General features: G+C 61.8%; 23 protein-coding genes. 13 read left to right on the top strand and 10 right to left on the bottom strand.

Annotation, left to right across the window (positions count from 1 at the left end; translation table 11 throughout):
* Positions 1-30: 30 nt before the first annotated feature.
* From BJQ17_RS20345 to trpE, 5 genes are all read left to right on the top strand, one after another.
* Complete coding sequence (locus BJQ17_RS20345; protein WP_003255544.1) at positions 31-1,278, top strand: ABC transporter permease; 1,248 nt, start codon at positions 31-33, stop codon at positions 1,276-1,278.
* 10 nt (positions 1,279-1,288) lie between these two features.
* Positions 1,289-2,116, top strand: a complete 828-nt coding sequence (locus BJQ17_RS20340; RefSeq protein WP_003255542.1) for an ABC transporter permease — start codon at positions 1,289-1,291, stop codon at positions 2,114-2,116.
* A 149-nt stretch (positions 2,117-2,265) separates the two neighbouring features.
* Positions 2,266-2,940 (top strand): ribulose-phosphate 3-epimerase, encoded by a 675-nt coding sequence (gene rpe, locus BJQ17_RS20335; protein ID WP_003255539.1) that lies wholly within the window; start codon positions 2,266-2,268, stop codon positions 2,938-2,940.
* The gene (locus tag BJQ17_RS20330; RefSeq protein ID WP_003255538.1) at positions 2,937-3,755 is read left to right on the top strand and encodes a phosphoglycolate phosphatase; all 819 of its coding nucleotides are present in this window, start codon (positions 2,937-2,939) and stop codon (positions 3,753-3,755) included. The genes rpe and BJQ17_RS20330 overlap by 4 nt, the downstream gene beginning before the upstream one ends.
* A 69-nt stretch (positions 3,756-3,824) precedes the next feature.
* The gene (trpE, locus tag BJQ17_RS20325; RefSeq protein ID WP_003255536.1) at positions 3,825-5,306 is read left to right on the top strand and encodes an anthranilate synthase component I; all 1,482 of its coding nucleotides are present in this window, start codon (positions 3,825-3,827) and stop codon (positions 5,304-5,306) included.
* Positions 5,307-5,691: 385 nt separating this feature from the next.
* Here trpE and estP read toward each other — a convergent pair whose 3' ends face one another.
* Positions 5,692-7,581 carry an esterase EstP gene (estP, locus tag BJQ17_RS20320; protein WP_070096559.1) on the bottom strand — a complete coding sequence of 630 codons (1,890 nt, stop codon included), beginning with the start codon at positions 7,579-7,581 and terminating at the stop codon, positions 5,692-5,694.
* A gap of 367 nt (positions 7,582-7,948) precedes the next feature.
* On the opposite strand from estP, the gene BJQ17_RS20315 reads away from it, so the two are divergent.
* The 4 genes from BJQ17_RS20315 (at position 7,949) to BJQ17_RS20300 (ending at position 11,283) form a co-directional block, all read left to right on the top strand.
* Positions 7,949-8,542, top strand: a complete 594-nt coding sequence (locus BJQ17_RS20315; RefSeq protein ID WP_003255531.1) for an aminodeoxychorismate/anthranilate synthase component II — start codon at positions 7,949-7,951, stop codon at positions 8,540-8,542.
* Positions 8,543-8,551: 9 nt separating this feature from the next.
* Positions 8,552-9,601 carry an anthranilate phosphoribosyltransferase gene (trpD, locus tag BJQ17_RS20310; protein ID WP_003255529.1) on the top strand — a complete coding sequence of 350 codons (1,050 nt, stop codon included), beginning with the start codon at positions 8,552-8,554 and terminating at the stop codon, positions 9,599-9,601.
* Positions 9,598-10,431, top strand: a complete 834-nt coding sequence (gene trpC / locus BJQ17_RS20305) for an indole-3-glycerol phosphate synthase TrpC (protein ID WP_054888497.1) — start codon at positions 9,598-9,600, stop codon at positions 10,429-10,431. Before trpD ends, trpC begins: the two co-directional genes overlap by 4 nt.
* A 147-nt stretch (positions 10,432-10,578) precedes the next feature.
* A complete protein-coding gene (locus BJQ17_RS20300; protein WP_003255526.1) occupies positions 10,579-11,283 on the top strand; it encodes a lipoate--protein ligase family protein in 705 nt (234 codons plus the stop codon).
* Here the strand turns inward: BJQ17_RS20300 and crp are convergent.
* On the bottom strand, positions 11,280-11,924 hold the full coding sequence (crp, locus tag BJQ17_RS20295) for a cAMP-activated global transcriptional regulator CRP (RefSeq protein ID WP_003255524.1): 645 nt from the start codon (positions 11,922-11,924) through the stop codon (positions 11,280-11,282). The two genes, BJQ17_RS20300 and crp, sit on opposite strands and share 4 nt — an antisense overlap.
* Positions 11,925-12,115: 191 nt before the next feature.
* On the opposite strand from crp, the gene BJQ17_RS20290 reads away from it, so the two are divergent.
* Entirely contained in the window at positions 12,116-12,538 is a 423-nt protein-coding gene (locus BJQ17_RS20290) for an OsmC family protein (RefSeq protein ID WP_004376171.1), read from the top strand.
* Between the two features lie 76 nt (positions 12,539-12,614).
* Here the strand turns inward: BJQ17_RS20290 and BJQ17_RS20285 are convergent, their stop codons facing one another.
* The 6 genes from BJQ17_RS20285 to hemJ all read right to left on the bottom strand — a co-directional run bounded on the left by BJQ17_RS20285 (position 12,615) and on the right by hemJ (position 17,041).
* Complete coding sequence (locus BJQ17_RS20285) at positions 12,615-13,655, bottom strand: DUF2157 domain-containing protein (RefSeq protein WP_070096558.1); 1,041 nt, start codon at positions 13,653-13,655, stop codon at positions 12,615-12,617.
* A 10-nt stretch (positions 13,656-13,665) separates the two neighbouring features.
* Positions 13,666-14,313 (bottom strand): 2-polyprenyl-3-methyl-6-methoxy-1,4-benzoquinone monooxygenase, encoded by a 648-nt coding sequence (gene coq7, locus BJQ17_RS20280; protein WP_003255520.1) that lies wholly within the window; start codon positions 14,311-14,313, stop codon positions 13,666-13,668.
* Positions 14,314-14,378: 65 nt separating this feature from the next.
* Positions 14,379-14,717: a histidine triad nucleotide-binding protein gene (locus tag BJQ17_RS20275; protein ID WP_003255518.1), complete on the bottom strand. Its 339-nt coding sequence runs from the start codon at positions 14,715-14,717 to the stop codon at positions 14,379-14,381.
* Between the two features lie 63 nt (positions 14,718-14,780).
* Positions 14,781-15,563 (bottom strand): SDR family oxidoreductase, encoded by a 783-nt coding sequence (locus BJQ17_RS20270; RefSeq protein WP_003255516.1) that lies wholly within the window; start codon positions 15,561-15,563, stop codon positions 14,781-14,783.
* Positions 15,564-15,630: 67 nt separating this feature from the next.
* Positions 15,631-16,587 carry a nitronate monooxygenase family protein gene (locus BJQ17_RS20265; RefSeq protein WP_070096557.1) on the bottom strand — a complete coding sequence of 319 codons (957 nt, stop codon included), beginning with the start codon at positions 16,585-16,587 and terminating at the stop codon, positions 15,631-15,633.
* A gap of 28 nt (positions 16,588-16,615) precedes the next feature.
* Positions 16,616-17,041, bottom strand: a complete 426-nt coding sequence (hemJ, locus tag BJQ17_RS20260) for a protoporphyrinogen oxidase HemJ (RefSeq protein WP_003255513.1) — start codon at positions 17,039-17,041, stop codon at positions 16,616-16,618.
* Between the two features lie 142 nt (positions 17,042-17,183).
* On the opposite strand from hemJ, the gene argC reads away from it, so the two are divergent.
* Positions 17,184-18,218, top strand: a complete 1,035-nt coding sequence (argC, locus tag BJQ17_RS20255; RefSeq protein ID WP_003255512.1) for an N-acetyl-gamma-glutamyl-phosphate reductase — start codon at positions 17,184-17,186, stop codon at positions 18,216-18,218.
* Positions 18,219-18,365: 147 nt separating this feature from the next.
* The gene (erpA, locus tag BJQ17_RS20250; protein WP_003255511.1) at positions 18,366-18,716 is read left to right on the top strand and encodes an iron-sulfur cluster insertion protein ErpA; all 351 of its coding nucleotides are present in this window, start codon (positions 18,366-18,368) and stop codon (positions 18,714-18,716) included.
* A gap of 59 nt (positions 18,717-18,775) precedes the next feature.
* On the opposite strand, the gene BJQ17_RS20245 is transcribed toward erpA, so the two are convergent.
* Both BJQ17_RS20245 and BJQ17_RS20240 read right to left on the bottom strand, forming a co-directional pair.
* On the bottom strand, positions 18,776-19,867 hold the full coding sequence (locus BJQ17_RS20245) for an anhydro-N-acetylmuramic acid kinase (RefSeq protein WP_070096556.1): 1,092 nt from the start codon (positions 19,865-19,867) through the stop codon (positions 18,776-18,778).
* 3 nt (positions 19,868-19,870) lie between these two features.
* On the bottom strand, positions 19,871-21,292 hold the full coding sequence (locus BJQ17_RS20240) for a peptidoglycan DD-metalloendopeptidase family protein (RefSeq protein ID WP_003255509.1): 1,422 nt from the start codon (positions 21,290-21,292) through the stop codon (positions 19,871-19,873).
* Between the two features lie 213 nt (positions 21,293-21,505).
* On the opposite strand from BJQ17_RS20240, the gene tyrS reads away from it, so the two are divergent.
* A complete protein-coding gene (tyrS, locus tag BJQ17_RS20235; protein ID WP_003255507.1) occupies positions 21,506-22,705 on the top strand; it encodes a tyrosine--tRNA ligase in 1,200 nt (399 codons plus the stop codon).
* The last annotated feature ends 87 nt before the right edge of the window (positions 22,706-22,792 follow it).

Raw genomic sequence — 22,792 nt, 5'->3', positions numbered from 1 at the left:
CCCAATTCAGCCTGTATTGCGGAGTTCGCCATGGCCATTGCAGTGCCCCTCAACGAAGGCGCAGGTTCAAGTCTCAAGCAGCGCCTCAAACACGCCGAGCGGGTCAACCGCTGGAAGGCGCAGGCGTTGATCGCGCCGCTGGCGCTGTTTCTTCTGCTGGTGTTCCTGGTGCCGATTGCGGCGCTGCTGTACAAGAGCGTCGGCAACCCTGAAGTGGTCGGCGGCCTGCCGCGCACGGTGGAAGTCATCAGCCAGTGGGATGGCAAAAGCCTGCCAGGCGAGGACGTCTACAAGGCGCTGAGCCAGGATTTGGCCGAGTCGCGCAAGAACCAGACCCTTGGTGACCTTTCCAAACGCTTGAACATGGAACTGGCCGGTTACCGCAGCTTGTTGACCAAGACTGCCCGTGCACTGCCCTTTAAGGCTGAGCCTGCCTCTTATAAGGATGCGTTGCAGGCTGTCGACGAGCGTTGGGGTGACCCGGCTTATTGGCAGGCGATCCGCCGCAATACCAGTTCGGTGACTTCTTTCTACCTGTTGGCCTCGGTGGACCATCGCATCGATGACCTTGGTGAGCTGGCCAAGGCCACCCCGGACCAGGCCATTTACCTGGACATTTTTATCCGTACCCTGTGGATGGGGGTGGTGATTACCACTATCTGCCTGGTACTGGCCTACCCACTGGCCTACTTGTTGGCCAACCTGCCGACCCGGCAGAGCAACCTGCTGATGATTCTGGTGCTGTTGCCTTTCTGGACATCGATCCTGGTGCGGGTGGCGGCCTGGATCGTGCTGCTGCAGTCGGGCGGGCTGATCAACAGCGCGCTGATGGCCATGGGCATCATCGACCAGCCGCTGGAGCTGGTGTTCAACCGCACAGGTGTCTACATCTCGATGGTGCACATCCTGCTGCCGTTCATGATCCTGCCGCTGTACAGCGTGATGAAGGGTATTTCCCCGAGCTACATGCGTGCGGCGATCTCGCTGGGCTGCCACCCGTTCGCCAGTTTCTGGCGGGTGTACTTCCCGCAGACTTACGCCGGTGTTGGCGCCGGTTGCCTGCTGGTGTTCATCCTTGCCATCGGTTACTACATCACCCCGGCGCTGCTAGGTAGCCCCAACGATCAGATGGTCAGCTACTTCGTCGCCTTCTACACCAACACCAGCATCAACTGGGGCATGGCCACCGCACTGGGCGGGCTGTTGCTGCTGGCGACCGTGCTGTTGTACCTGATCTATAGCTGGCTGGTCGGCGCCAGCCGTCTGCGCCTGAGCTGAGGAGCCTGTCATGCTGAGCCCATACATGTCGCCCGTGGAGCGGGTCTGGTTCTACAGCCTGCGTATTCTCTGCGGCTTGATCCTGCTGTTCCTGATCTTGCCAGTGCTGGTGATCGTGCCGCTGTCGTTCAACAGTGGCAGCTTCCTGGTGTACCCGCTGCAGGGCTTCTCGCTGCAGTGGTATCAGGACTTCTTCGGCTCGGCCGAATGGATGCGGGCGTTGAAAAACAGCATCATCGTTGCCCCAGCGGCCACGGTGCTGGCCATGGTGTTCGGCACGTTGGCGGCCATCGGCCTGACCCGTGGCGATTTCCCCGGCAAGTCGCTGGTGATGGCGCTGGTGATCTCGCCCATGGTGGTGCCGGTAGTGATCATCGGGGTGGCCAGTTACCTGTTCTTCGCCCCTCTGGGCATGGGCAACAGTTTCACCTCGCTGATTCTGGTGCATGCGGTACTGGGTGTGCCGTTCGTCATCATTACCGTGTCGGCGACGCTACAGGGGTTCAACTACAATCTGGTGCGTGCGGCGGCCAGCCTGGGAGCCTCGCCTCTGCTGGCTTTCCGTCGGGTGACCCTGCCGCTGATCGCGCCCGGTGTCATCTCGGGCGCCCTGTTTGCCTTTGCCACCTCGTTTGACGAGGTGGTGGTGACGCTGTTCCTCGCCGGGCCGGAACAGGCAACTCTGCCGCGGCAGATGTTCAGTGGTATTCGCGAGAACCTGAGCCCGACCATTGCCGCGGCGGCGACCTTGCTGATTGCGTTCTCGGTGTTGTTGCTGCTGACCCTGGAATGGTTGCGTGGGCGTAGTGAGAAGCTGAGGACTCAACAGCCAGCTTGATGATGGGTTGCCTGTGCCGGCCTCTTCGCGGCTAAAGTCGCGGAGGCCGGCACAGGTTGCGCTGGTCGACACCAATTGATACCAATCAGCCTTCATCGCTTTCCCTGAGTTACAATGCGCGCCACCGTGACTCTGCCAACAGGTGCGCCATGCAGCCCTACGCTATTGCCCCCTCCATTCTCTCTGCCGATTTTGCCCGCCTGGGTGAGGACGTCGACAAGGTATTGGCTGCGGGTGCAGACATCGTCCACTTCGATGTCATGGACAATCACTATGTCCCCAACCTGACCATCGGTCCGATGGTTTGCACCGCTCTGCGCAAGTACGGCGTTACTGCGCCGATCGACGTGCACCTGATGGTCAGCCCGGTTGACCGCATCATTGGCGACTTTATCGAAGCGGGTGCCACCTACATCACCTTCCACCCTGAAGCCACGCAGCACATCGACCGTTCGCTTCAGCTGATCAAGGATGGTGGTTGCAAGGCCGGCCTGGTGTTCAACCCGGCCACCAGCCTGGACGCCCTGAAGTATGTGATGGACAAGATCGACATGGTGCTGCTGATGAGCGTCAACCCAGGCTTCGGCGGGCAGAAGTTCATCCCCGGCACCCTCGACAAGCTGCGCGAAGCGCGTGCGCTGATCGACGCCAGTGGCCGTGATATCCGTCTGGAGATCGATGGTGGCGTGAACGTCAACAACATCCGCGAGATCGCTGCCGCTGGCGCCGATACCTTCGTGGCCGGCTCGGCGATCTTCAACGCCCCGGACTACCAGGAAGTGATCGCCAAGATGCGCGCCGAACTGGCCCTGGCCCGCCCATGAGTGGCTTCGAGCAGCTGTTCCCGGGGGAGCTGCCAAGGCTGGTAATGTTCGATCTGGACGGTACCCTGATCGATTCCGTGCCTGACCTGGCCGCCGCCGTGGACCGCATGCTGCTCGAACTGGGGCGCCCGCCTGCTGGCCTTGAGGCAGTGCGCCACTGGGTTGGCAATGGCGCCCAGGTGCTGGTGCGCCGCGCGTTGGCGGGCGGCATCGACCATGCCGACGTGGACGATGCGCTGGCAGAACAGGCGCTGGCGCTGTTCATGGACGCTTATGCCGAAAGCCATGAACTTACCGTGGTCTATCCTGGCGTGCGCGACACCCTGCGCTGGCTGCGCAAGCAGGGCGTGGAGATGGCGCTGATCACCAACAAGCCTGAGCGCTTTGTTGGCCCGCTGCTGGACCAGATGAAGATCGGTAATTTCTTCCGCTGGATCATTGGTGGCGACACCCTGCCGCAGAAAAAGCCCGACCCGGCGGCGTTGCTGTTCGTCATGCAGATGGCCGGTGTCACCCCGCAGCAGTCCCTGTTTGTCGGTGATTCGCGCAGTGACGTGCAGGCGGCCAAGGCGGCTGGCGTGCAATGCGTGGGCCTGACCTACGGCTATAACCATGGCCGGCCGATCGACGACGAATCCCCCAGCCTGGTAATCGACGACCTGCGCGCATTGCTGCCCGGTTGCGCAGACCCGGCCACTGGGATAACGTTGGCGGACCTTCAAGCCTCACAAGACAGAGAGTCCACCGTGGCGGTTACTGGCAAATTCTGGATGAAAGTCATCAAGGCCTTGGCCCGTTGGCGTTGGCGCGCCTGACTTCAGCCTGCCGGCGTGTGCCGGCCCGTCCGTTTGCCTGACCTATTGCTGCTTGCCACGAGACCACTCATGAACCGCGAAGAATTCCTGCGCCTGGCTGCTGCCGGCTACAACCGTATTCCCTTGGCCTGTGAAACCTTGGCCGACTTCGACACGCCGCTGTCGATCTACCTGAAACTGGCTGACCAGCCCAACTCGTACCTGCTCGAATCGGTGCAGGGCGGCGAGAAGTGGGGCCGTTACTCGATGATCGGCTTGCCATCGCGCACCGTGATGCGTGTGCATGGCTACCATGTCAGCATCCTGCACGATGGCGTCGAGGTGGAAAGCTGTGAGGTCGAAGACCCGCTGGCATTCGTTGAAACCTTCAAGGACCGCTACAAAGTTGCCGATATCCCAGGCCTGCCGCGTTTCAATGGCGGCCTGGTTGGCTACTTTGGCTACGACTGCGTTCGTTATGTAGAAAAGCGTCTGGGCGCCAGCCCCAACCCGGACCCGCTGGGCGTACCGGATATCCTGCTGATGGTGTCCGATGCGGTGGTGGTATTCGACAACCTGGCGGGCAAGATGCACGCTATCGTGTTGGTCGACCCCGCTGAAGATCAGGCCTTCGAACAGGGCCAGGCACGTCTGCAAGGTTTGCTGGAAACCTTGCGCCAGCCAATCACCCCACGCCGCGGCCTGGACCTGAGCGGCCCGCCGGCGGCCGAGCCGGCGTTCCGCTCCAGCTACACCCGCGAGGATTACGAAAACGCCGTCGGTCGTATCAAGGAATACATCCTGGCCGGGGACTGTATGCAGGTGGTGCCGTCGCAGCGCATGTCGATCGACTTCAAGGCTGCGCCTATCGACCTGTATCGCGCGCTACGCTGCTTCAACCCGACGCCATACATGTACTTCTTCAACTTCGGTGACTTCCATGTGGTCGGCAGCTCGCCCGAAGTGCTGGTACGTGTCGAGGACAACCTGGTCACCGTGCGCCCGATTGCCGGTACCCGCCCGCGTGGTGCGACCGAAGAGGCCGATCGTGCGCTGGAAGACGACCTGCTGTCGGACGACAAGGAAATTGCCGAGCACCTGATGCTGATCGATCTGGGCCGCAACGATGTCGGCCGTGTGTCTTCGACCGGCAGTGTGCGCCTGACCGAGAAGATGGTGATCGAGCGTTACTCCAACGTGATGCACATTGTTTCCAACGTTACCGGCCAGCTGCGTGAAGGCCTGACGGCGATGGATGCACTGCGGGCGATTCTGCCGGCTGGCACCTTGTCGGGTGCGCCCAAGATCCGCGCGATGGAGATTATCGACGAGCTGGAACCGGTCAAGCGTGGGGTTTACGGCGGTGCTGTCGGCTATTTTGCCTGGAACGGCAACATGGATACCGCAATTGCCATTCGTACTGCGGTGATCAAGGATGGCGAGCTGCATGTGCAGGCCGGTGGCGGCATCGTTGCCGACTCGGTGCCGGCGCTGGAATGGGAAGAAACCATCAACAAGCGCCGGGCGATGTTCCGTGCAGTGGCGTTGGCAGAGCAGACTTCCGCCAGATAAATTGATTGGGGCTGCTGCGCAGCCCATTCGCGGGTAAACCACGCTCCTACAAGGTTGTGTAGGAGCGGGTTCACCCGCGAAAGGGCCGGGCCTGCTGGCCAATTTCTACCTGCCGTTCACCGTTGCCGCCGCCACCGTATTCGCGGGTAAACCCGCTCCTACAAGGGATGCGCAAGCCTCAGGTATACGGGGCCGTCGTGGGAGCGGGTTCACCCGCGAATGGGTCGGGCCTGCTGGCCAATCTCCACCCGCGGATCACCGTTGCCGCCGCCACCGTATTCGCGGGTAAACCCGCTCCTACAAGGGTTGCGCAAGCCTCAGGTATACGGGGCCGTCGTAGGAGCGGGTTTACCCGCGAATGGGCCGCAAAGCGGCCCCCAGCAATTCAGAAGTCCACGCTAACCCCCACGCTAACGCCCTGCTGCGTCAACTCATCACTCTTGCGCCAATTGTAGTTCCCGCGCAAATGCACCCCTGCCACCAGTTCATGGCTCACACCCAGGCTCGCCCGGGTCAGGTCGCTGTGCGGTGTATACCCGGTCAGGGTGAAATCATTCGCCGGCAAGCTGGTCAGGTGCATCGTCACATCCTGCTCGTCGTCCTCAAACTCATGCTCCTGCGCCACCTCGGCAAAAAGCCGGGTATTTGGCTGTACCTGCACACTGCCCAACAACCCCACGCCCAGGCGACGTGACGTGCGCTCCTGGTCATCGAAGCCAAGCGCCGTCGAGCGCCCGCTCTTCTCTTCGTAGCCATCCACCTTCACCCGCGCATAGTCGGCACTGATGAAAGGTGCCAACTGCCAGTTGCTGGTGTCGGCCGCCAGGTTGTAGCCCAGCCGCCCGGACATTGCCCAGGCCTCGCCGTCGGTGTCGCCTTTTTCACTGCGGTCATTCACGCCCAGGGCGAAGGTACGCTTGAGGTCGCTGTAGTCCAGGTGCCCGGCGGTCAGCGCCGCGTCGGCCCACCAGCGGTCCTGACGGTATTGGGCAAAGGCGCTGGCCATATAGCTGTTCAGCTTGTAGTCAGAATCCTGTTCGCCAGCTTCCAGCTTCTGCCGGTACGCACCGCCGGCCAGGCCCAGGCGCCAGGCGTCGTTCAGGCGATAGCTGCCGCCCACGGTCAGGTTGTAGCCGCGGCCGTCACCGCTGGCCGCGCTGCGCTGGCCGTCGAAGTCCAGGTCCTGAGCGCCACTGGCGACAAAGGCTTGCCATTGGCCAACGGCTTGCCAAGGCGTCTGCCACTGATTGCGCAACTCATCCTGATGAGCCCGCAGGCTGGCGTGGGCCATTTCCGGTAGCAGGGTCAGTTCCCAGGGGGCTGCGAGGATCGAGTAGGCGTAATCGGCAATCAGCTGCTGACCCGCGATGGTCGGGTGGACCGAGTCGTTGAACAGCAGTTTGGTCGGGTCTGGCGTTGTGCCGTTGATACCGTACACCGGGTTTTCCACGCAGCTATCGCCGCTGTAGCAGGTACCGACCAGGTTCTGGTCGCTGGCCAGGCCGAACTGACTGGGGCTGGACAGCGCCTCGCTCAACAGCACAGGGATGTTCAGTGGAATGATCTGGGCATCGATCTGCCCTAGCTGGCTGATCAGTGACTGGTTGAACGCAGCGGAGAGCAGTGACAGTGGGTTTTGCTGTGGCGTGCCGCTGAAATTGGGCGTTTGGCCGAGGTCAGGTAGCAGCCAGACCATGATGTAGCGCGCGCCTCCTTGCTGAAGGGCTTGGGCGCTGGCAGCCAGGCGGGCGCCGGCGGCTACGGCGTCGGCCGGGCTATTCACCAGGCCCTGCAGGAAGTCGTTACCGCCACCTGTCAGGTAATACAAGGCATTTGGGTCGGCGCGCAGGCCGTTGGCCAGGTAGCCGGGGCGCTCGCGCAGCACCAACCCGGCATTGGGGTTTCCTGGTGGGATGACGGTCTCGGACGTTGTCGTGATCGAGTCCAGGATCTGTTGGGTGGTGTACCCGCCAACTGCCCAGTTATTACCATCGGGCTGGATGCCTACGGATGTCGACGGGTTCAGGTCGCCAGGCGCGACGCCCAGGCGGCCACCGAGGATCATCGGTGACACCGGAGCGAAGTTGCCGTCGGCATCGCGGTTGGTGAAACGCGCGCCTGGGGTACCGCCGCTCAGGTCGGGAAACTGCCCGGCATCGGCGAGGCTGTCGCCAAACACGATGAGGGTTGAATAGGGCGAAGGGCCGGCCAACGCCTGGCTACAGGCCAAGGCCAGTGAAGCGAGGGTAAAGCGCAATAACGGGGCTTTTCGCATCAGGGAACATCCTTTTCTTTGTTTTTATCAGGACAACCCCATCGACCTTAGCAAATCGTAGTGCTTCGCTCCCAAGTCCATTCGTTTCCCCGTGTTTACAGGCATATTGCGCCCGTCGCCCCGGTAGGCTACTGTGCCGGGACGTATGAGCGAGACCTATCCTGTGTTGATCGTCAGCAAACTCTTGATGCGCGTAATCAAGGCCCACGCCCGTTGGCGTTGGCGCGCCTGACTTTATCTCCTGCCGGCCCGCCCGGCCCGCCCCCGTTTGCCTTCTCGTTTACCGCCTGTTGTGGCAAAGCCGCGCCTGTGGCTGGTGCAGGAAGGTTCGAATCATGAAGTCAGTAGATTCAAGAGGTTTAACACCATGTTACTGATGATCGACAATTACGACTCATTCACTTACAACGTCGTTCAGTACCTTGGCGAGCTGGGTGCCGAGGTCAAGGTCATTCGCAATGACGAAATGACCATCGCTCAGATCGAGGCCCTCAACCCTGAGCGCATCGTCGTATCTCCGGGCCCGTGCACCCCAAGCGAGGCGGGCGTGTCCATAGAGGCCATCCTGCATTTCGCCGGGAAGTTGCCAATCCTCGGTGTATGCCTGGGCCACCAGTCAATCGGGCAGGCCTTTGGCGGCGACGTTGTACGTGCACGCCAGGTCATGCACGGCAAGACCAGCCCGGTATATCACCGCGACCTGGGCGTGTTCGCCAGCCTTAACAACCCGCTGACCGTGACCCGTTACCACTCGCTGGTGGTAAAGCGTGAAACCTTGCCCGACTGCCTGGAAGTGACCGCCTGGACCTCCCATGCCGACGGTTCGGTCGATGAGATCATGGGCCTGCGCCACAAGACGCTGAATATCGAAGGGGTGCAATTCCACCCTGAGTCGATCCTGACCGAGCAGGGCCACGAACTGTTCGCCAACTTCCTCAAGCAGACCGGCGGCCGCCGTTAAGGATCGAACATGGATATCAAGAGTGCGTTGAGCCGTATCGTCGGCCAGTTGGACCTTACTACCGAAGAAATGCGCGAGGTCATGCGCCAGATCATGACCGGTCAGTGCAGCGAGGCGCAGATAGGCGCTTTCCTGATGGGCATGCGCATGAAAAGCGAAAGCATCGACGAAATCGTCGGTGCGGTGTCGGTGATGCGTGAGCTGGCCGAAAAGGTCGAGCTGCAAAGCCTCGATGGTGTCGTCGATATTGTCGGGACCGGCGGTGATGGCGCCAACATCTTCAACGTGTCCACCGCTTCGTCTTTCGTCCTGGCGGCGGCGGGTTGCCCCGTGGCCAAGCATGGTAACCGCGCAGTATCGGGCAAGAGCGGCAGTGCCGACCTGCTGGAAGCTGCCGGCATCTACCTGAACCTGACGCCGACTCAAGTGGCACGCTGCATCGACAGCCTGGGCATCGGCTTCATGTTCGCGCAAAGTCACCACTCGGCCATGAAACATGCCGCTGGCCCACGTCGAGAACTGGGGTTGCGCACCCTGTTCAATATGCTCGGCCCGCTTACGAATCCGGCCGGAGTGAAGCACCAGGTGGTCGGTGTGTTCGCACAAACCCTTTGCCGCCCGCTGGCTGAGGTGCTGCAGCGCCTGGGGAGCAAGCATGTGCTGGTCGTGCACTCGAAGGATGGTCTGGACGAGTTCAGCCTGGCTGCACCCACCTTCGTTGCCGAACTGAAAAACGGCGAAATCACTGAATATTGGGTAGAGCCGGAAGACCTCGGCATGAAGAGCCAGAGCCTTCATGGCCTGGCTGTCGAGAGCCCTCAGGCTTCGCTGGAGTTGATCCGCGATGCGCTGGGCCGGCGCAAGACCGAGGACGGTCAGAAGGCCGCCGAGATGATCGTGCTTAATGCCGGCGCGGCGCTGTATGCCGCTGACCATGCCATGAGCCTGAAAGCCGGTGTAGAACTGGCCCATGATGTACTGCACACCGGCTTGGCCTGGGAAAAGCTGCAGGAATTGGGGGCCTTTACTGCAGTATTCAAGGTGGAGAACGAAGCATGAGTGTGCCGACGGTGCTGGAAAGGATCATTGCCCGCAAGTTTCAGGAAGTGGCCGAGCGCAGTGCGCGCGTCAGCCTCGCCGAACTGGAGGGCCTGGCCAAGGCCGCTGACGCCCCGCGAGGCTTCGCCAACGCGCTGATCGAGCAGGCCAAGCGCAAGCAGCCAGCGGTGATTGCCGAAATCAAGAAAGCGTCGCCAAGCAAGGGCGTGATCCGCGAGCACTTCGTGCCAGCGGAAATCGCGGTCAGCTACGAGAAGGGCGGGGCCACCTGCCTGTCGGTGTTGACCGATGTCGATTATTTCCAGGGTGCCGATGAGTACTTGCAGCAGGCCCGCGCGGCGGTTTCGCTGCCGGTGATTCGCAAGGACTTCATGGTCGACCCTTACCAGATCGTCGAAGCCCGGGCCCTGGGCGCAGATTGCGTACTGCTGATCGTGTCGGCGCTGGATGACGTGAAGATGGCTGAACTGGCGGCCACCGCCAAGAACGTCGGCCTCGACGTGCTGGTAGAAGTGCACGATGGCGATGAACTGGAGCGCGCGCTGAAAACCCTGGATACACCGCTGGTTGGGGTGAACAACCGCAACCTGCACACCTTCGAAGTCAGCCTGGAAACCACCCTTGACCTGCTGCCGCGCATTCCGCGTGACCGTCTGGCGATTACCGAAAGCGGTATTCTCAACCGGGCCGATGTGGAGCTGATGGCAATCAACGAGGTTTACTCGTTCCTGGTGGGAGAGGCGTTCATGCGCGCCGAGCAGCCTGGCCTGGAATTACAGCGGCTGTTCTTCCCCGAGCAGGTGAAGAAGACTGTTCAGCAACTGGACTGATCAAATGAAGCCGGCGTTTTTGCCGGCTTTTTTGTACCTGTAATGGCCGTGTCGCGGGCAAGCCCGCCCCCACACAGGTACGCGCCCTGTTGTAGGAGCGGGTTTACCCGCGAAGAGGCCCTTGAAATCAACATCATAGGTGGATCAATGACCGATCAACCCCTGGCCCTGAGCGTCGAACAAGGCCTGCACGCCGAGCAGGAACTGCTGGCCGCCGTCTGCCGCGGCGAACGCGAGAATGGTGTGCTGTTCTGGCGCCCCACCGACCACGCGCTGGTCATGCCTCGACGCATGAGCCGGCTGGGCAACTTCGAGGTCGCCTGCGCGGAATTGGCTATTGCTGGCTGGCCGGTGCTGCTGCGAGAAACTGGCGGTGAGCCGGTGCCTCAGTCGCATTCGACGGTGAACGTTGCACTGGTCTACGCCGCGCCGCGCAGTGAAGGCGACCACGGCCGTATCGAAAATGCCTACGAGCGCCTGTGTCTGCCGCTGTGCGATGTGCTGCGCGAGTGGGGCGGGGTGGCGTCAGTCGGGGAAATCGACGGGGCCTTCTGCGATGGCCGCTACAACGTCAACCTCAATGGCCGCAAATTGGTGGGTACCGCCCAGCGCTGGCGTCAGGGCCTGGGTGGCAAGCGCCCTGTGGTGCTGGTGCACGGTGCGCTGCTGCTGGACAACGAGCGTGAGTCGATGGTGGCGGCGGTCAACCGCTTCAACGAGTGCTGTGAGCTGGAGCAACGCTGTCGCGCCGATGCGCACATCGCCTTGCACGAAGTGGCGCCGGCAGCGCCCTGGTTCGAGCGCCTTTCGCAGGCCTACGCCAAGGTGCTGGCCGAGTTGCCCAAGGACTAGCGGGTACCGTGGACCACCATGGTCTTGCCCTTGACCTGCACCAGGCTGCGTTCCTCGAGGTCTTTGAGAACGCGGCCGACCATTTCCCGAGAGCAACCGACGATTCGGCCGATTTCCTGACGGGTAATCTTGATTTGCATGCCATCGGGGTGGGTCATGGCGTCGGGCTGCTTGCACAGTTCCAGCAGGCAACGGGCAACTCGCCCGGTCACGTCGAAAAATGCCAAATCGCCAACCTTGCGCGTAGTGTTGCGCAGGCGCTGGGCCATTTGACTGCCCAGGGCGTAGAGGATTTCAGGGTCCTGGCGCGCCAGTTCGCGAAACTTTTCGTAGCTGATTTCGGCCACTTCGCATTCGGTCTTGGCGCGTACCCAGGCACTGCGCTGCTGCTCGCCATCAACGGGCTCGAACAGGCCTAGCTCGCCAAAGAAATCGCCATTGTTGAGGTAGGCGATGATCATTTCATGGCCGTCGTCGTCCTCGATGAGGATGGTGACCGAACCCTTGATGATAAAAGACAGTGTCTCGGCCCGGTCGCCGGCGCAGATGATGTTGCTTTTGGCGGTGTAGCGGCGGCGCTGGCAGTGTACCAGCAGCTTGTCGATGTTCTTTATCTTGGCGGGTAGGGCGGAGGCAACCATCACGAAATCCTGTTCGATACGACGCATAGGCTTTTTATAGAGGTTGGCTGACGGAGAGCGCCAGTCATTTGGCGCCAGCTTATCAGACACTACGAGATGTTTCGGTACTAAACCGACACATCTCGTGCTTTTCCCACAGCCGCACAAGGTCTAAGCTGACACCCTTTTCCGAAAATCAGGAGTCCGGGTAGATGAAGGCACGTATCCAGTGGGCCGGTGAGGCAATGTTCCTCGGCGAATCGGGGAGCGGCCATGTCGTCGTAATGGACGGCCCGCCCGAGGCCGGCGGCCGCAACCTGGGCGTGCGACCGATGGAAATGCTGTTGCTGGGCCTGGGTGGCTGCAGCAGCTTTGACGTGGTGAGCATTCTGAAGAAGTCGCGCCAGGCAGTGGAAAGCTGTGAGGCATTTCTGGAGGCAGAGCGCGCCAGCGAAGACCCGAAGGTGTTCACCAAGATTCACATGAACTTCGTGGTGAAGGGGCGGGGGCTGAAAGAAGCGCAGGTCAAGCGGGCAGTGGAACTGTCGGCGGAAAAGTATTGCTCGGCTTCGATCATGCTCGAGCGTGCCGGGGTTGAGATTACCCATGGGTATGAAATCGTAGAGCTGGGTTAAGGCTGAGATTCCGGGGCCGCTTTGCAGCCCTTGTGGAAGCGGGTGAGCCCGCTCCCACCTGCGGCCCGGGCGAGCTTCAGTCGCGCAGGGCCGGAAGGGCCATCCGCAACCATTGCGGAAGACTGCTTCTTAGCGCCTGGCTCAACCGCTCCCGGCGCTTTTGGTAAACCAGGCCAAGCCAGATAACCCCCAGCCCGATCATGGTCAGCACCAACGAGAACAGCAACGACTGGGCAAACACCTCGTACGACAGATATCCCAGATAAGCCGCCACCCCCAGCGCACCAAACACCATGAACACCGGCCGACGCAGCAGCACCGCCATGCCCATCAGCGCAATGTTGATCAGGCAGTACATGGCCTTGCCCAACTCACTGCCGCTGTCCAGTAGCGTCAACCCGCCCCAGAACGCTGCCAGCCCGGCGAGGTAACCCCAACGGGCGTAGTCCTCACGTGTGCGGCCGTCTATCACGAGGAAAACCACCAGCAAGCCCAGCCCAAACCACAGGGAGACGTGGCGACGCTGCTCCCAACTGAACGGTGAGCCGAAGAACCACTCGCTAAGGTCCATCGACATGAACCACAAGGCCACGGCCATTGGCATGACGACGAACGGGTAGGGGATCAGTCGCAGCATTAGCAGCCCGGCAAGCACCGTGGCTGCTTCCATCGCCAGCCAGCCGCCTTGCACGTAGGTGTAGTACTGGTGGTAGTCAGCCTGCGCATCGTCCAGTGGCCACCAGCCGAGCATGCGTTCGATAGCGAATACCGCCAGCGGCACGATGCTGACGGCTACTGCTGCCAGCACGCCAGCAGCGACGGGCTGGGCGCGGCGTTGCAGATTGAGGGCGAACAAGGTGATCAGCAGGATATAGAGGCTGGCGATGATCAACAGCGCGCCGTCACCGAGGCTCATCCAGGCCTCGGTGAGCAACCAGCCCATTGCCGCCATGATCAGCATGGCGCCAAAGTAGAAGGCAACATGGGCCAGCTGAAAGCTGCCACGTGGTGCGGGTTGCTGGCGCAGGAATGCCAACAGGCTTTGGTCCTGGCCTGGTTGGAGAATGCCTGCTTGCACGGCGCGCGCCAGGTCCTTGGCGTCGAATCGATCCGTCATGGTGATGCCTTCAGATGCGGTATGTGCTCTTGGTCATGACCTTGGCCAGCAAGCTCATGCCAAAGCGGACGGGGGCCGGGAAGCGATAACCACCGGCTTCCAGCGCAGACTCGGCGTGCTGCTCTTCGTCTATGCGCATCTGCTCGAGAATGGCCCGGGATTTTTCATCTTCGTGCGGGAGTTGCTCCAGGTGCTCGTCGAGGTGTTTGCACACCTGATGTTCGGTAGCGGCGACGAAGCCCAGGCTGACCTTGTCGCTGACCAGCCCGGCCAGTGCGCCAATGCCGAACGACATGCCGTAGAACAGAGGGTTGAGCACGCTCGGGTGGCTGTTCAGCTGGCGAATGCGCTGCTCGCACCAGGCCAGGTGGTCGATTTCTTCCTCAGCGGCATGCTCCATGGCCTTGCGCACTTCGGGCAGCTTGGCGGTCAGGGCCTGGCCTTGGTACAACGCCTGGGCGCAGACTTCACCGGTATGGTTGATGCGCATCAGCCCGGCAATATGGCGGGCCTGTTGCTCGTCCAGGTCAACGTCTGGCTGGACGATGGCCGGCGATGGCCGGGCAGGTTGGCCGCTGAAAGGCAGCAAGGTGCGCATGGCGGTATCGGCCTGCAGCAACAAGCGGTCGAGCGGCGAGTAGTGACGTTCGGTAGCCATCGGGCACCTCCGCAAGAATGTGCCCGACAGTTTACCGCAATAGCGGCGGGGTCGCTTGCCGTGGGTCAGCCCGGTGGCCAGTTCATCTGGCGCTGGCCAAGCACGTGCATATGGATGTGGTAGACAGTCTGGCCGCCTTTGGGGTTGCAGTTCATGACCACGCGGAAACCTTCCTCGCAGCCTTGTTCGACAGCCAGGCGCTGGGCGGTGAACAGGATGTGGCCAGCCAGGGCCTTGTCTTCTTCGGTCAGGTCATTGAGGGTGCGAATGTGCTTTTTCGGGATGACCAGAAAATGTACCGGTGCCGCGGGTGCAATGTCCTTGAAGGCCAGGATCTGGTCGTCTTCATAGATGATATCTGCCGGGATTTCCCGGTTGATGATTTTGAGGAATAGATCGTCCACAGCACTTGCTCCATGGTGAGGGTCGGGCCGAGTGTACTCAGCCGGGCGCCGCTCGCCCAGTGGCTATTCCATGCCTAAGGGGCAATAGCGGCGGTGGATGGCCCCGGCCAGCTTGCGCACCAGCCAGCGCGGCAACAGCCGCGGTGCGAACGCCAGCCAGCGGTTGCGCCGGCCAGGCATGATCAGTGCGCGGTTCTTGTCCAGTGCCCGCACGGTGTACAGCGCCACTTCCTCGGGGCTGAGACAGCGCGGCTTGCCATCGAGCCGCGCAATGCGCCGGCGTGCGGAACGTACCGGGCCAGGGCACAGTACAGAGACCTTGATGCCGGTGCGCTTGAGTTCTTCGCGCAGGGCCTGGGAAAAACTCAGTACGTAGGCCTTGCTGGCGGCATAGGCGGCCATCCATGGGCCAGGCGCCACCCCGGCCAGGCCGGCGACGTTGAGAATCTGCCCGCCACCCTGCACAGCCATCAGGTTACCGATGGCGTGACACAGGCGGCTCAGGGCCAGCACGTTGACTTCCAGCAGATCCTGTTCGTCGGCCCACTCATGGGCCAGGAACGGCCCATAGGTGCGCAAGCCCGCGCAGTTGACCAGCAAATCGATACGCCGCTCACCTTCTTCCAGCTCGAGCACGAAGCCTGAAAGGCGCAACGGCTGACTGAGGTCGCAGGCGCGGAACAGCACCTCGACACCGAAACGCTGGGTCAGCTCGATGGCGACAGGCTCCAGCGTTTCTCGTTGGCGTGCCACCAGGATCAGATTGCGCCCGCGCCGTGCCAGCGCTTCCGCCAAGGCCAGGCCCAGGCCGCTGGAAGCACCAGTGATCATGGCGTAACGGGTCATGCAAGGCTCCTGGGGGCGGAAGAGGGCGCCTAGTGTACAACTTGCCCGTGCAAGGTGTTGCCTTTTGCTACAAGGCGCGGGCGCGCAAAACCTGGCAGCGTTCCAGGGCTTGTCGGTACTCGCCATGCAGGCGCTCGATCAATGCGCTGGCGCTGGGCAGGTCATGGATTGCACCGACGCCCTGGCCCGCTGACCATACGGTCTTCCAGGCCTTGGCTTCGTCATCGATCGGCTTGAGCTTGCCTTGCACCTGCCCGCCTTTGAGGGCGTTCATGTCGTAGCCGGCCTGCTCCAGGCTCTGGCGCAGGAAGCTGGCGGGGATGCCGGACACCACGGGTGTGTGGATGATGTCGGCGGCATGGGCGTTCAGCAGCATCTGTTTGTAGGCGCCCTGAGCCTGGCTTTCTGTGGTGGCGATGAAGCGCGTACCCATGTACGCCAGGTCCGCCCCCAGCAGTTGTGCGGCCAGGATTTCGTGGCCGTGGTTAATGCAACCAGCCAGCAGCAGGGTCTTGTCGAAGAACTGGCGAATTTCTGCGGCCAGGGCGAACGGGCTCCAGGTGCCGGCATGGCCGCCTGCGCCTGCGGCGACGGCGATAAGGCCATCGACACCCGCTTCGGCGGCTTTTTCGGCATGCCGGCGGGTGGTGACATCGTGGAGCACCAGGCCGCCGTAGCCGTGTACGGCATCGACCACTTCCTTTACTGCCCCCAGGCTGGTGATAACGATTGGTACACGGTGTTCGACGCACAAGGCCAAGTCGGCCTGCAGGCGCGGGTTGGTCGGGTGGACGATCAGGTTGACTGCGTAGGGCGCTGGCGCCTGCAGTTGAGCCAGGCCTGCCTCGATCTCTTCCAGCCAAGCCTTGAAGCCAGCGCTGTCGCGTTGGTTCAGGGCCGGGAAACTGCCAACCACGCCGCTGGCGCAGCAGGCCAGCACCAATTGGGGGTTGGAGATGAGGAACATCGGTGCGGCAACCACGGGCAGCCGCAGGCGTTGTTCGAGCGAGGCAGGTAGCGACATGGCAAGGCTCCTTGAGCGGGTGGCTATGTCAGAACGGTTTCACCACCACCAGAATGACGATACCCAGCAGGATCAGCACGGGCACTTCGTTGAACCAGCGATAGTAGACGTGGCTGCGGGTGTTGGTGCCATTGGCGAAGCGTTTGCGCTGGGCACCGCACACGTGATGGTAGCCGGTCAGCAGGATCACCAGGGTGAGCTTGGCATGCAGCCACCCTTGGCTCAGCCAGCCGGGGGTGAGGTACAGCATCCAGGCGCCAAAAACGTAGGTGGCGATCATCGCCGGATTCATGATGCCGCGGTACAGCTTGCGCTCCATGGTCGCAAAGCGTTCCTGGCTGATGCTGTCCTGGCTCTGGGCGTGGTAGACGAACAGCCTGGGCAGGTAGAACAGGCCGGCGAACCAGCAGACCACGCTGACGATATGCAGCGCTTTGATCCATAGGTAAAGCATGGAGGGAGTTCCTTCAGGTAATCACGGTCGTCAGATAGTAGTGGTCAAGCGCCCGAAGGGTCACCCGAAGAGTTGTTACAGGCGCCCTGCGCCCCTATTATCGTGCGCTTTCCAGACGGCTCGTTGATAAGGGGCAAGCGTTATGATCAAGGTCGGTATCGTCGGCGGCACGGGTTACACCGGCGTCGAACTGTTGCGTCTGCTGGCACAGCATCCACAGGCCGAAGTGGCGGTCATTACTTCGCGCTCCGAGGCGGGCGTGGCGGTGGCGGACATGTACCCGAACCTGCGCGGCCACTATGACGGGCTGGCGTTCAGCGTGCCGGACAGCAAGGCTCTGGGGGCCTGCGACGTGGTGTTCTTCGCCACCCCGCATGGTGTTGCCCACGCCCTGGCCGGTGAGCTGCTGGCGGCCGGCACCAAGGTGATCGACCTGTCTGCCGACTTCCGCCTGCAGGATGCCGCCGAGTGGGGCAAATGGTATGGCCAGCCGCATGGCGCGCCAGAGCTGCTCAAGGACGCGGTATACGGCTTGCCAGAAGTGAACCGCGAGAAGATCCGCCAGGCCCGCCTGATCGCTGTGCCGGGTTGCTACCCGACTGCCACCCAGCTGGGCTTCCTGCCGCTGCTGGAAGCGGGCCTGGCCGACGCGTCGCGCCTGATCGCCGACTGCAAGTCGGGTGTCAGCGGTGCTGGCCGTGGCGCCGCGGTCGGTTCGCTGTTCTGCGAAGCCGGCGAGAGCATGAAGGCCTATGCAGTCAAGGGGCATCGTCACTTGCCAGAAATCAGCCAGGGCTTGCGCCTGGCCGCAGGCAAGGATATCGGCCTGACGTTCGTGCCGCACCTGACGCCGATGATCCGTGGTATCCACGCCACCCTGTACGCAAACGTGGTCGATACCTCGGTCGACCTGCAGGCGCTGTTCGAGAAACGCTATGCCGATGAACCGTTCGTCGACGTGATGCCAGCAGGCAGCCATCCGGAAACCCGTAGCGTGCGTGGTGCCAACGTCTGCCGCATTGCCGTTCATCGCCCGCAGGGTGGTGACCTGGTGGTGGTGCTGTCGGTGATCGACAACCTGGTCAAGGGCGCCTCCGGCCAGGCGGTGCAGAACCTCAACATCCTGTTCGGGCTGGATGAACGCATGGGCCTGTCCCATGCCGGCTTGCTGCCGTAAGGCCACCAGCATTGGAAAAGGCCCGCGTCGTGCGGGCCTTTTTGCAGGTCGCGACTAAAGCCGCACAATTCTTGACCGATTTTCTCGGGAAAGCGGATAATGCGCGTCATCGAGTTTTATGGCGGCTACCGCGCCGGGAGAATCAACATGAGCGTCGAAACCTTCACCCCTACCGGTCTGGAATTTACCCACGGGGCAGCCCAGAAGGTGAAGAACCTGGTCAATGAGGAAGGCAATGAGCGTCTGAAGCTGCGAGTGTTCGTTACCGGTGGCGGTTGCTCCGGCTTCCAGTACGGCTTCACCTTCGATGAAGACGTGGCCGAAGATGACACCATTGTCGAGCGCGAGGGCGTTTCCCTGGTGGTCGATCCGATGAGCTTCCAGTACCTGGCGGGTGCCGAAGTGGACTACCAGGAAGGCCTGGAAGGCTCGCGCTTCGTGATCAAGAACCCGAATGCCGCGACCACCTGCGGTTGCGGGTCGTCGTTCTCGATCTAAGGGCTGGGCATACGAAAACGCCGCGCAATTGCGCGGCGTTTTGCTTTCTGGCGTAGCGGCTATGCCGGGTAGATTGCGCCCAGTACGCGCAGGCCCTTGGCGGCAGTGACGCTGGGGCGGTTGGCGGCGATACCCTCCAGGCAGCAGTGAGCCAGCCAGGCGAAGGCCATGGCTTCGACCCAGTCCGGGTCTACGCCATAGGCGCCAGTGCTTGCGACACGGGCCGCCGGTAGCAGTTGGCCAAGACGGGCCATCAGCGCGCCGTTGCGGGCGCCCCCACCACAGACCAACAGCGCTTCGGTGCCTTGCTGGGCTTTGCCAAGCGAGTCGATGATGCTGCGTGCGGTCAGCTCCAGCAGTGTCGCCTGCACGTCCTGGGCCCGGTATGCCGGCAGGTTGGCCAGGTGGCGATCCAGCCAAGGCAGGTTGAACACCTCGCGGCCGGTACTCTTGGGGCCGCTGCCGGCAAAGAACGGGTCAGCCATCAGTGCGCTGAGCAACCCGTGCTGAACCACACCCGAGGCAGCCCAGGCGCCATCTGCATCGTAGGCGTGGCCGTGCTCGCGCTCGATCCAGGCATCCAGCAGCACGTTCCCCGGGCCGCAATCGAACCCATGAACTGGCTTGTCCTGCTCAATCAGGCTGAGGTTGCTGAAACCGCCTACGTTGAGGATTGCCAGGCGTCGGCCAAGCTGGCTGAACAGGGTTTCGTGGAAGGCCGGTACCAGTGGCGCGCCCTGGCCACCGGCAGCCACATCGCGACGGCGGAAGTCGGCGACCACGCTGATGCCGGTCAGCTCGGCGAGCAGTGCGGGGTTACCGATCTGCACAGTAAAGCCGCGGGACGGTTCATGGCGAATGGTCTGGCCGTGGCTGCCGATGGCGCGAATGGCTTCGGGCTTCAGTCCCTGGCGAGCCAGCAGTTGGTGGATACCTTCGCCGGCCAGGCTGGCCCAGCGGTTTTCCGCCAGTGCGGCACGGGCAATCTCGTCAGTGCCGCTGCTGCACAGGGCCAGCAGGTCCTTGCGCAGGTCCGGGGGCATGGGCAGGTAGTGGGTGGCGAGCAGTTCAAGCTGCTCGCCTTGTTCGATCAGGGCGATATCCAGGCCATCGAGGCTGGTACCGGACATCACCCCCAGGTAGAGCGCCATGGCTTAGCGCTTGTTCGCTGCGAGCAGGGTGGCCTTTTCCTGATCCATGCGGGCAATCAGCGGCTGGCTCTGCTGCAGGAAGCGCTGACGCTCGTTCTTGGCAATCGGGTCAGCCATTGGCACCTTCTGGCTCAGCGGGTCGACGTGCACGCCGTTGACCTGGAACTCGTAGTGCAGGTGTGGGCCGGTGGACAGGCCGGTAGTGCCGATGTAGCCAATGATCTGGCCCTGTTTGACCGTACTGCCGGTCTTGATGCCTTTGGCAAAGCCCTGCATGTGGCCATACAGCGTCTTGTAGCGGTTGCCATGCTGAATGATCACGGTATTGCCGTAGCCACCACGGCGCCCGGCCAGTTCGATGCGACCGTCACCGGCTGCCTTGATCGGCGTACCTCGTGGGGCCGCGTAGTCGACGCCTTTGTGGGCGCGGATCTTGTTCAGGATGGGGTGCTTGCGACCGGCGGAAAAGCGCGAGCTGATGCGGGCGAAGTCCACCGGGGTGCGGATGAATGCCTTGCGCAGGCTGTTGCCGTCGGCGGTGTAGTAGGTAGTGTTGCCCTGCTTGTTGGTGTAGCGCACGGCAGTGTAGGTTTTGCCGCGGTTGGTGAAGCGCGCAGAGAGGATGTTACCGGTGCCGACGACCTTGCCGTCCATCACCTTCTGTTCGTAGACCACGTCGAACTCGTCCCCTGGGCGAATATCCTGGGCGAAGTCGATGTCGTAACCCAGCACGCGGGCCATGTCCATGGTCATGCTGTGGGACAGGCCGGCGCGCTGGGCGGAAGCTGACAGCGAGCTCTTGATCACACCGTGGGCATAGGCGGTGCGTATCACCGGCTTGCTGATTTCACGGTTGAATGTGTAGCCCTTGGCGGTTTTGGTCAGGCGAATGGTTTCGAGGTTGCTGACTTTGCTGTGCAGACTGGCCAGCTGGCCATCCTTGTCGAGCTCGAACTGCAAGACCTGGCCGTGCTTGAGCTGGCTGAATTGCTTGGCCTGCTTGTTGCTGGCCAGCAAGTCATGCACAGCATTGGCGGGCAGGCCGACCTTGGCGAACAGGGTGGACAGGGTATCGCCGCGGGCCACGGTGACTTCGCGGTGGCCAGGCTCCTTGGCGGCCTCGGCAACCGGTTCGGCAGCCGGGGCCTGTTGATCGGCCTTCTGGGTTTCGGGGGTAGCCTCTTCGATCTGGGCGAAAGGCGAGCCTTGCTCACCTTCGCTTTGCACCAGGGGCGCAGCGCGGGATTCGTCTTTCAGCTGCTCGGCAGGGCTTTCGAGCTCGAGGTTGAGGGTAGTTTTCTTGGCTTCCACTTCGCTGGAAGGAAATACCAGCAAAGCCAGGCTGAGCAGGGCGGCGATGCCGCTGGCGGCCAACAGATGGCTCTTCGGATAAAGCGGGGGCGCTTTAGGCGGTTCGTTGGTCATGGGCAAGGTGACTTTGAAAAAGGTGAAATGGAAAAGATGAATGACATGATGAAGATGAAATAACTGTATAAAATATAACCAAATCCATTTTCACGCAAGGGCGCGTAGACGCCGCAAGCCTGTGTTCGGGTCACATTCCTTTGCGAAACTTGTATTTGACGGCCGATCTTGTATGGTTGGCTCCCCCTGAATCTGAGCCTTGCGGGTTTGTCTATGAAGTCGGTTGAAGAGCAGCTGGCGCTTATCAAGCGCGGTGCGGAAGAAGTACTGGTCGAGTCGGAACTGGTGGAGAAGCTCAAGCGCGGCCAACCTCTGCGCATCAAGGCCGGCTTCGACCCGACCGCTCCGGACCTGCACCTGGGTCACACGGTGCTGATCAACAAGCTGCGCCAGTTCCAGGATCTGGGCCACCAGGTCATCTTCCTGATCGGTGACTTCACCGGCATGATCGGTGACCCGAGTGGCAAGAGCGCCACGCGCCCGCCGCTGACCCGCGAACAGGTGCTGGAGAACGCCGAGACTTACAAGCAGCAGGTGTTCAAGATTCTTGACCCGGCCAAGACTGAAGTCGCGTTCAACTCCACGTGGATGGACAAGCTGACCCCTGCCGACTTCATTCGCCTGGCTTCGCAGTACACCGTCGCGCGCATGCTGGAGCGTGATGACTTCGACAAGCGTTACACCACCAATCAGCCGATTGCCATCCACGAGTTCCTCTACCCGCTGGTGCAAGGCTATGACTCGGTGGCGCTGAAGGCGGATGTTGAGCTGGGTGGTACCGACCAGAAGTTCAACCTGCTGATGGGGCGTGAACTGCAGCGGTCTTATGGGCAGGAAGCGCAGAACATCGTGACCATGCCACTGCTCGAAGGGCTCGACGGTGTGAAGAAGATGTCGAAGTCGCTGGGCAACTATGTCGGCATCCAGGAAGCGCCAGGGGTGATGTACAGCAAGCTGGTGTCGATCCCGGATACCCTGATGTGGCGTTACTTCGAGCTGCTGAGCTTCCGTTCGATGGAAGAAATCGAGCAGTTCCGGGCCGATGTTGCCAATGGCGCCAACCCACGTGACATCAAGATCAAGCTGGCGGAAGAAATTGTGGCGCGCTTCCACGGTGAGGAGGCTGCAGCCAATGCTCACCGTGCTGCCGGTAACCGTATGAAGGAAGGCGAGCTGCCGGAAGACTTGCCGGAGATCGAAGTGGCTGCGGCGGAAGACCTGCCAATTGCTGCGGTGTTGAATCGGGCTGGTCTGGTCAAGAACTCGGCTCAGGCGCGAGATTTGCTGAGTGGCGGCGCGGTGAAGGTTGATGGTGCAGTGGTCGACAAGGACTTCATATTTGTCCTTGGTGCTACGCATGTGTGCCAGGCGGGCAAGAAGTCGTTTGGCCGGGTCACCCTCAAGGCTGAGTAATTGCCTGGATGGTTTAGCTATATAGAAGCGGGGAGGCCGATAGGCCTCCCCGCTTCGTTTTCAGCAATATTAAGGTTTCTTGAAATA

The sequence above is a fragment of the Pseudomonas sp. NBRC 111139 genome (genome assembly GCF_001753955.1).
Taxonomy (GTDB): Bacteria; Pseudomonadota; Gammaproteobacteria; order Pseudomonadales; family Pseudomonadaceae; genus Aquipseudomonas; species Aquipseudomonas alloputida.
Note: the sequence above shows the minus strand (reverse complement) of the source record. Positions and strands in the feature narration are given on the sequence as shown.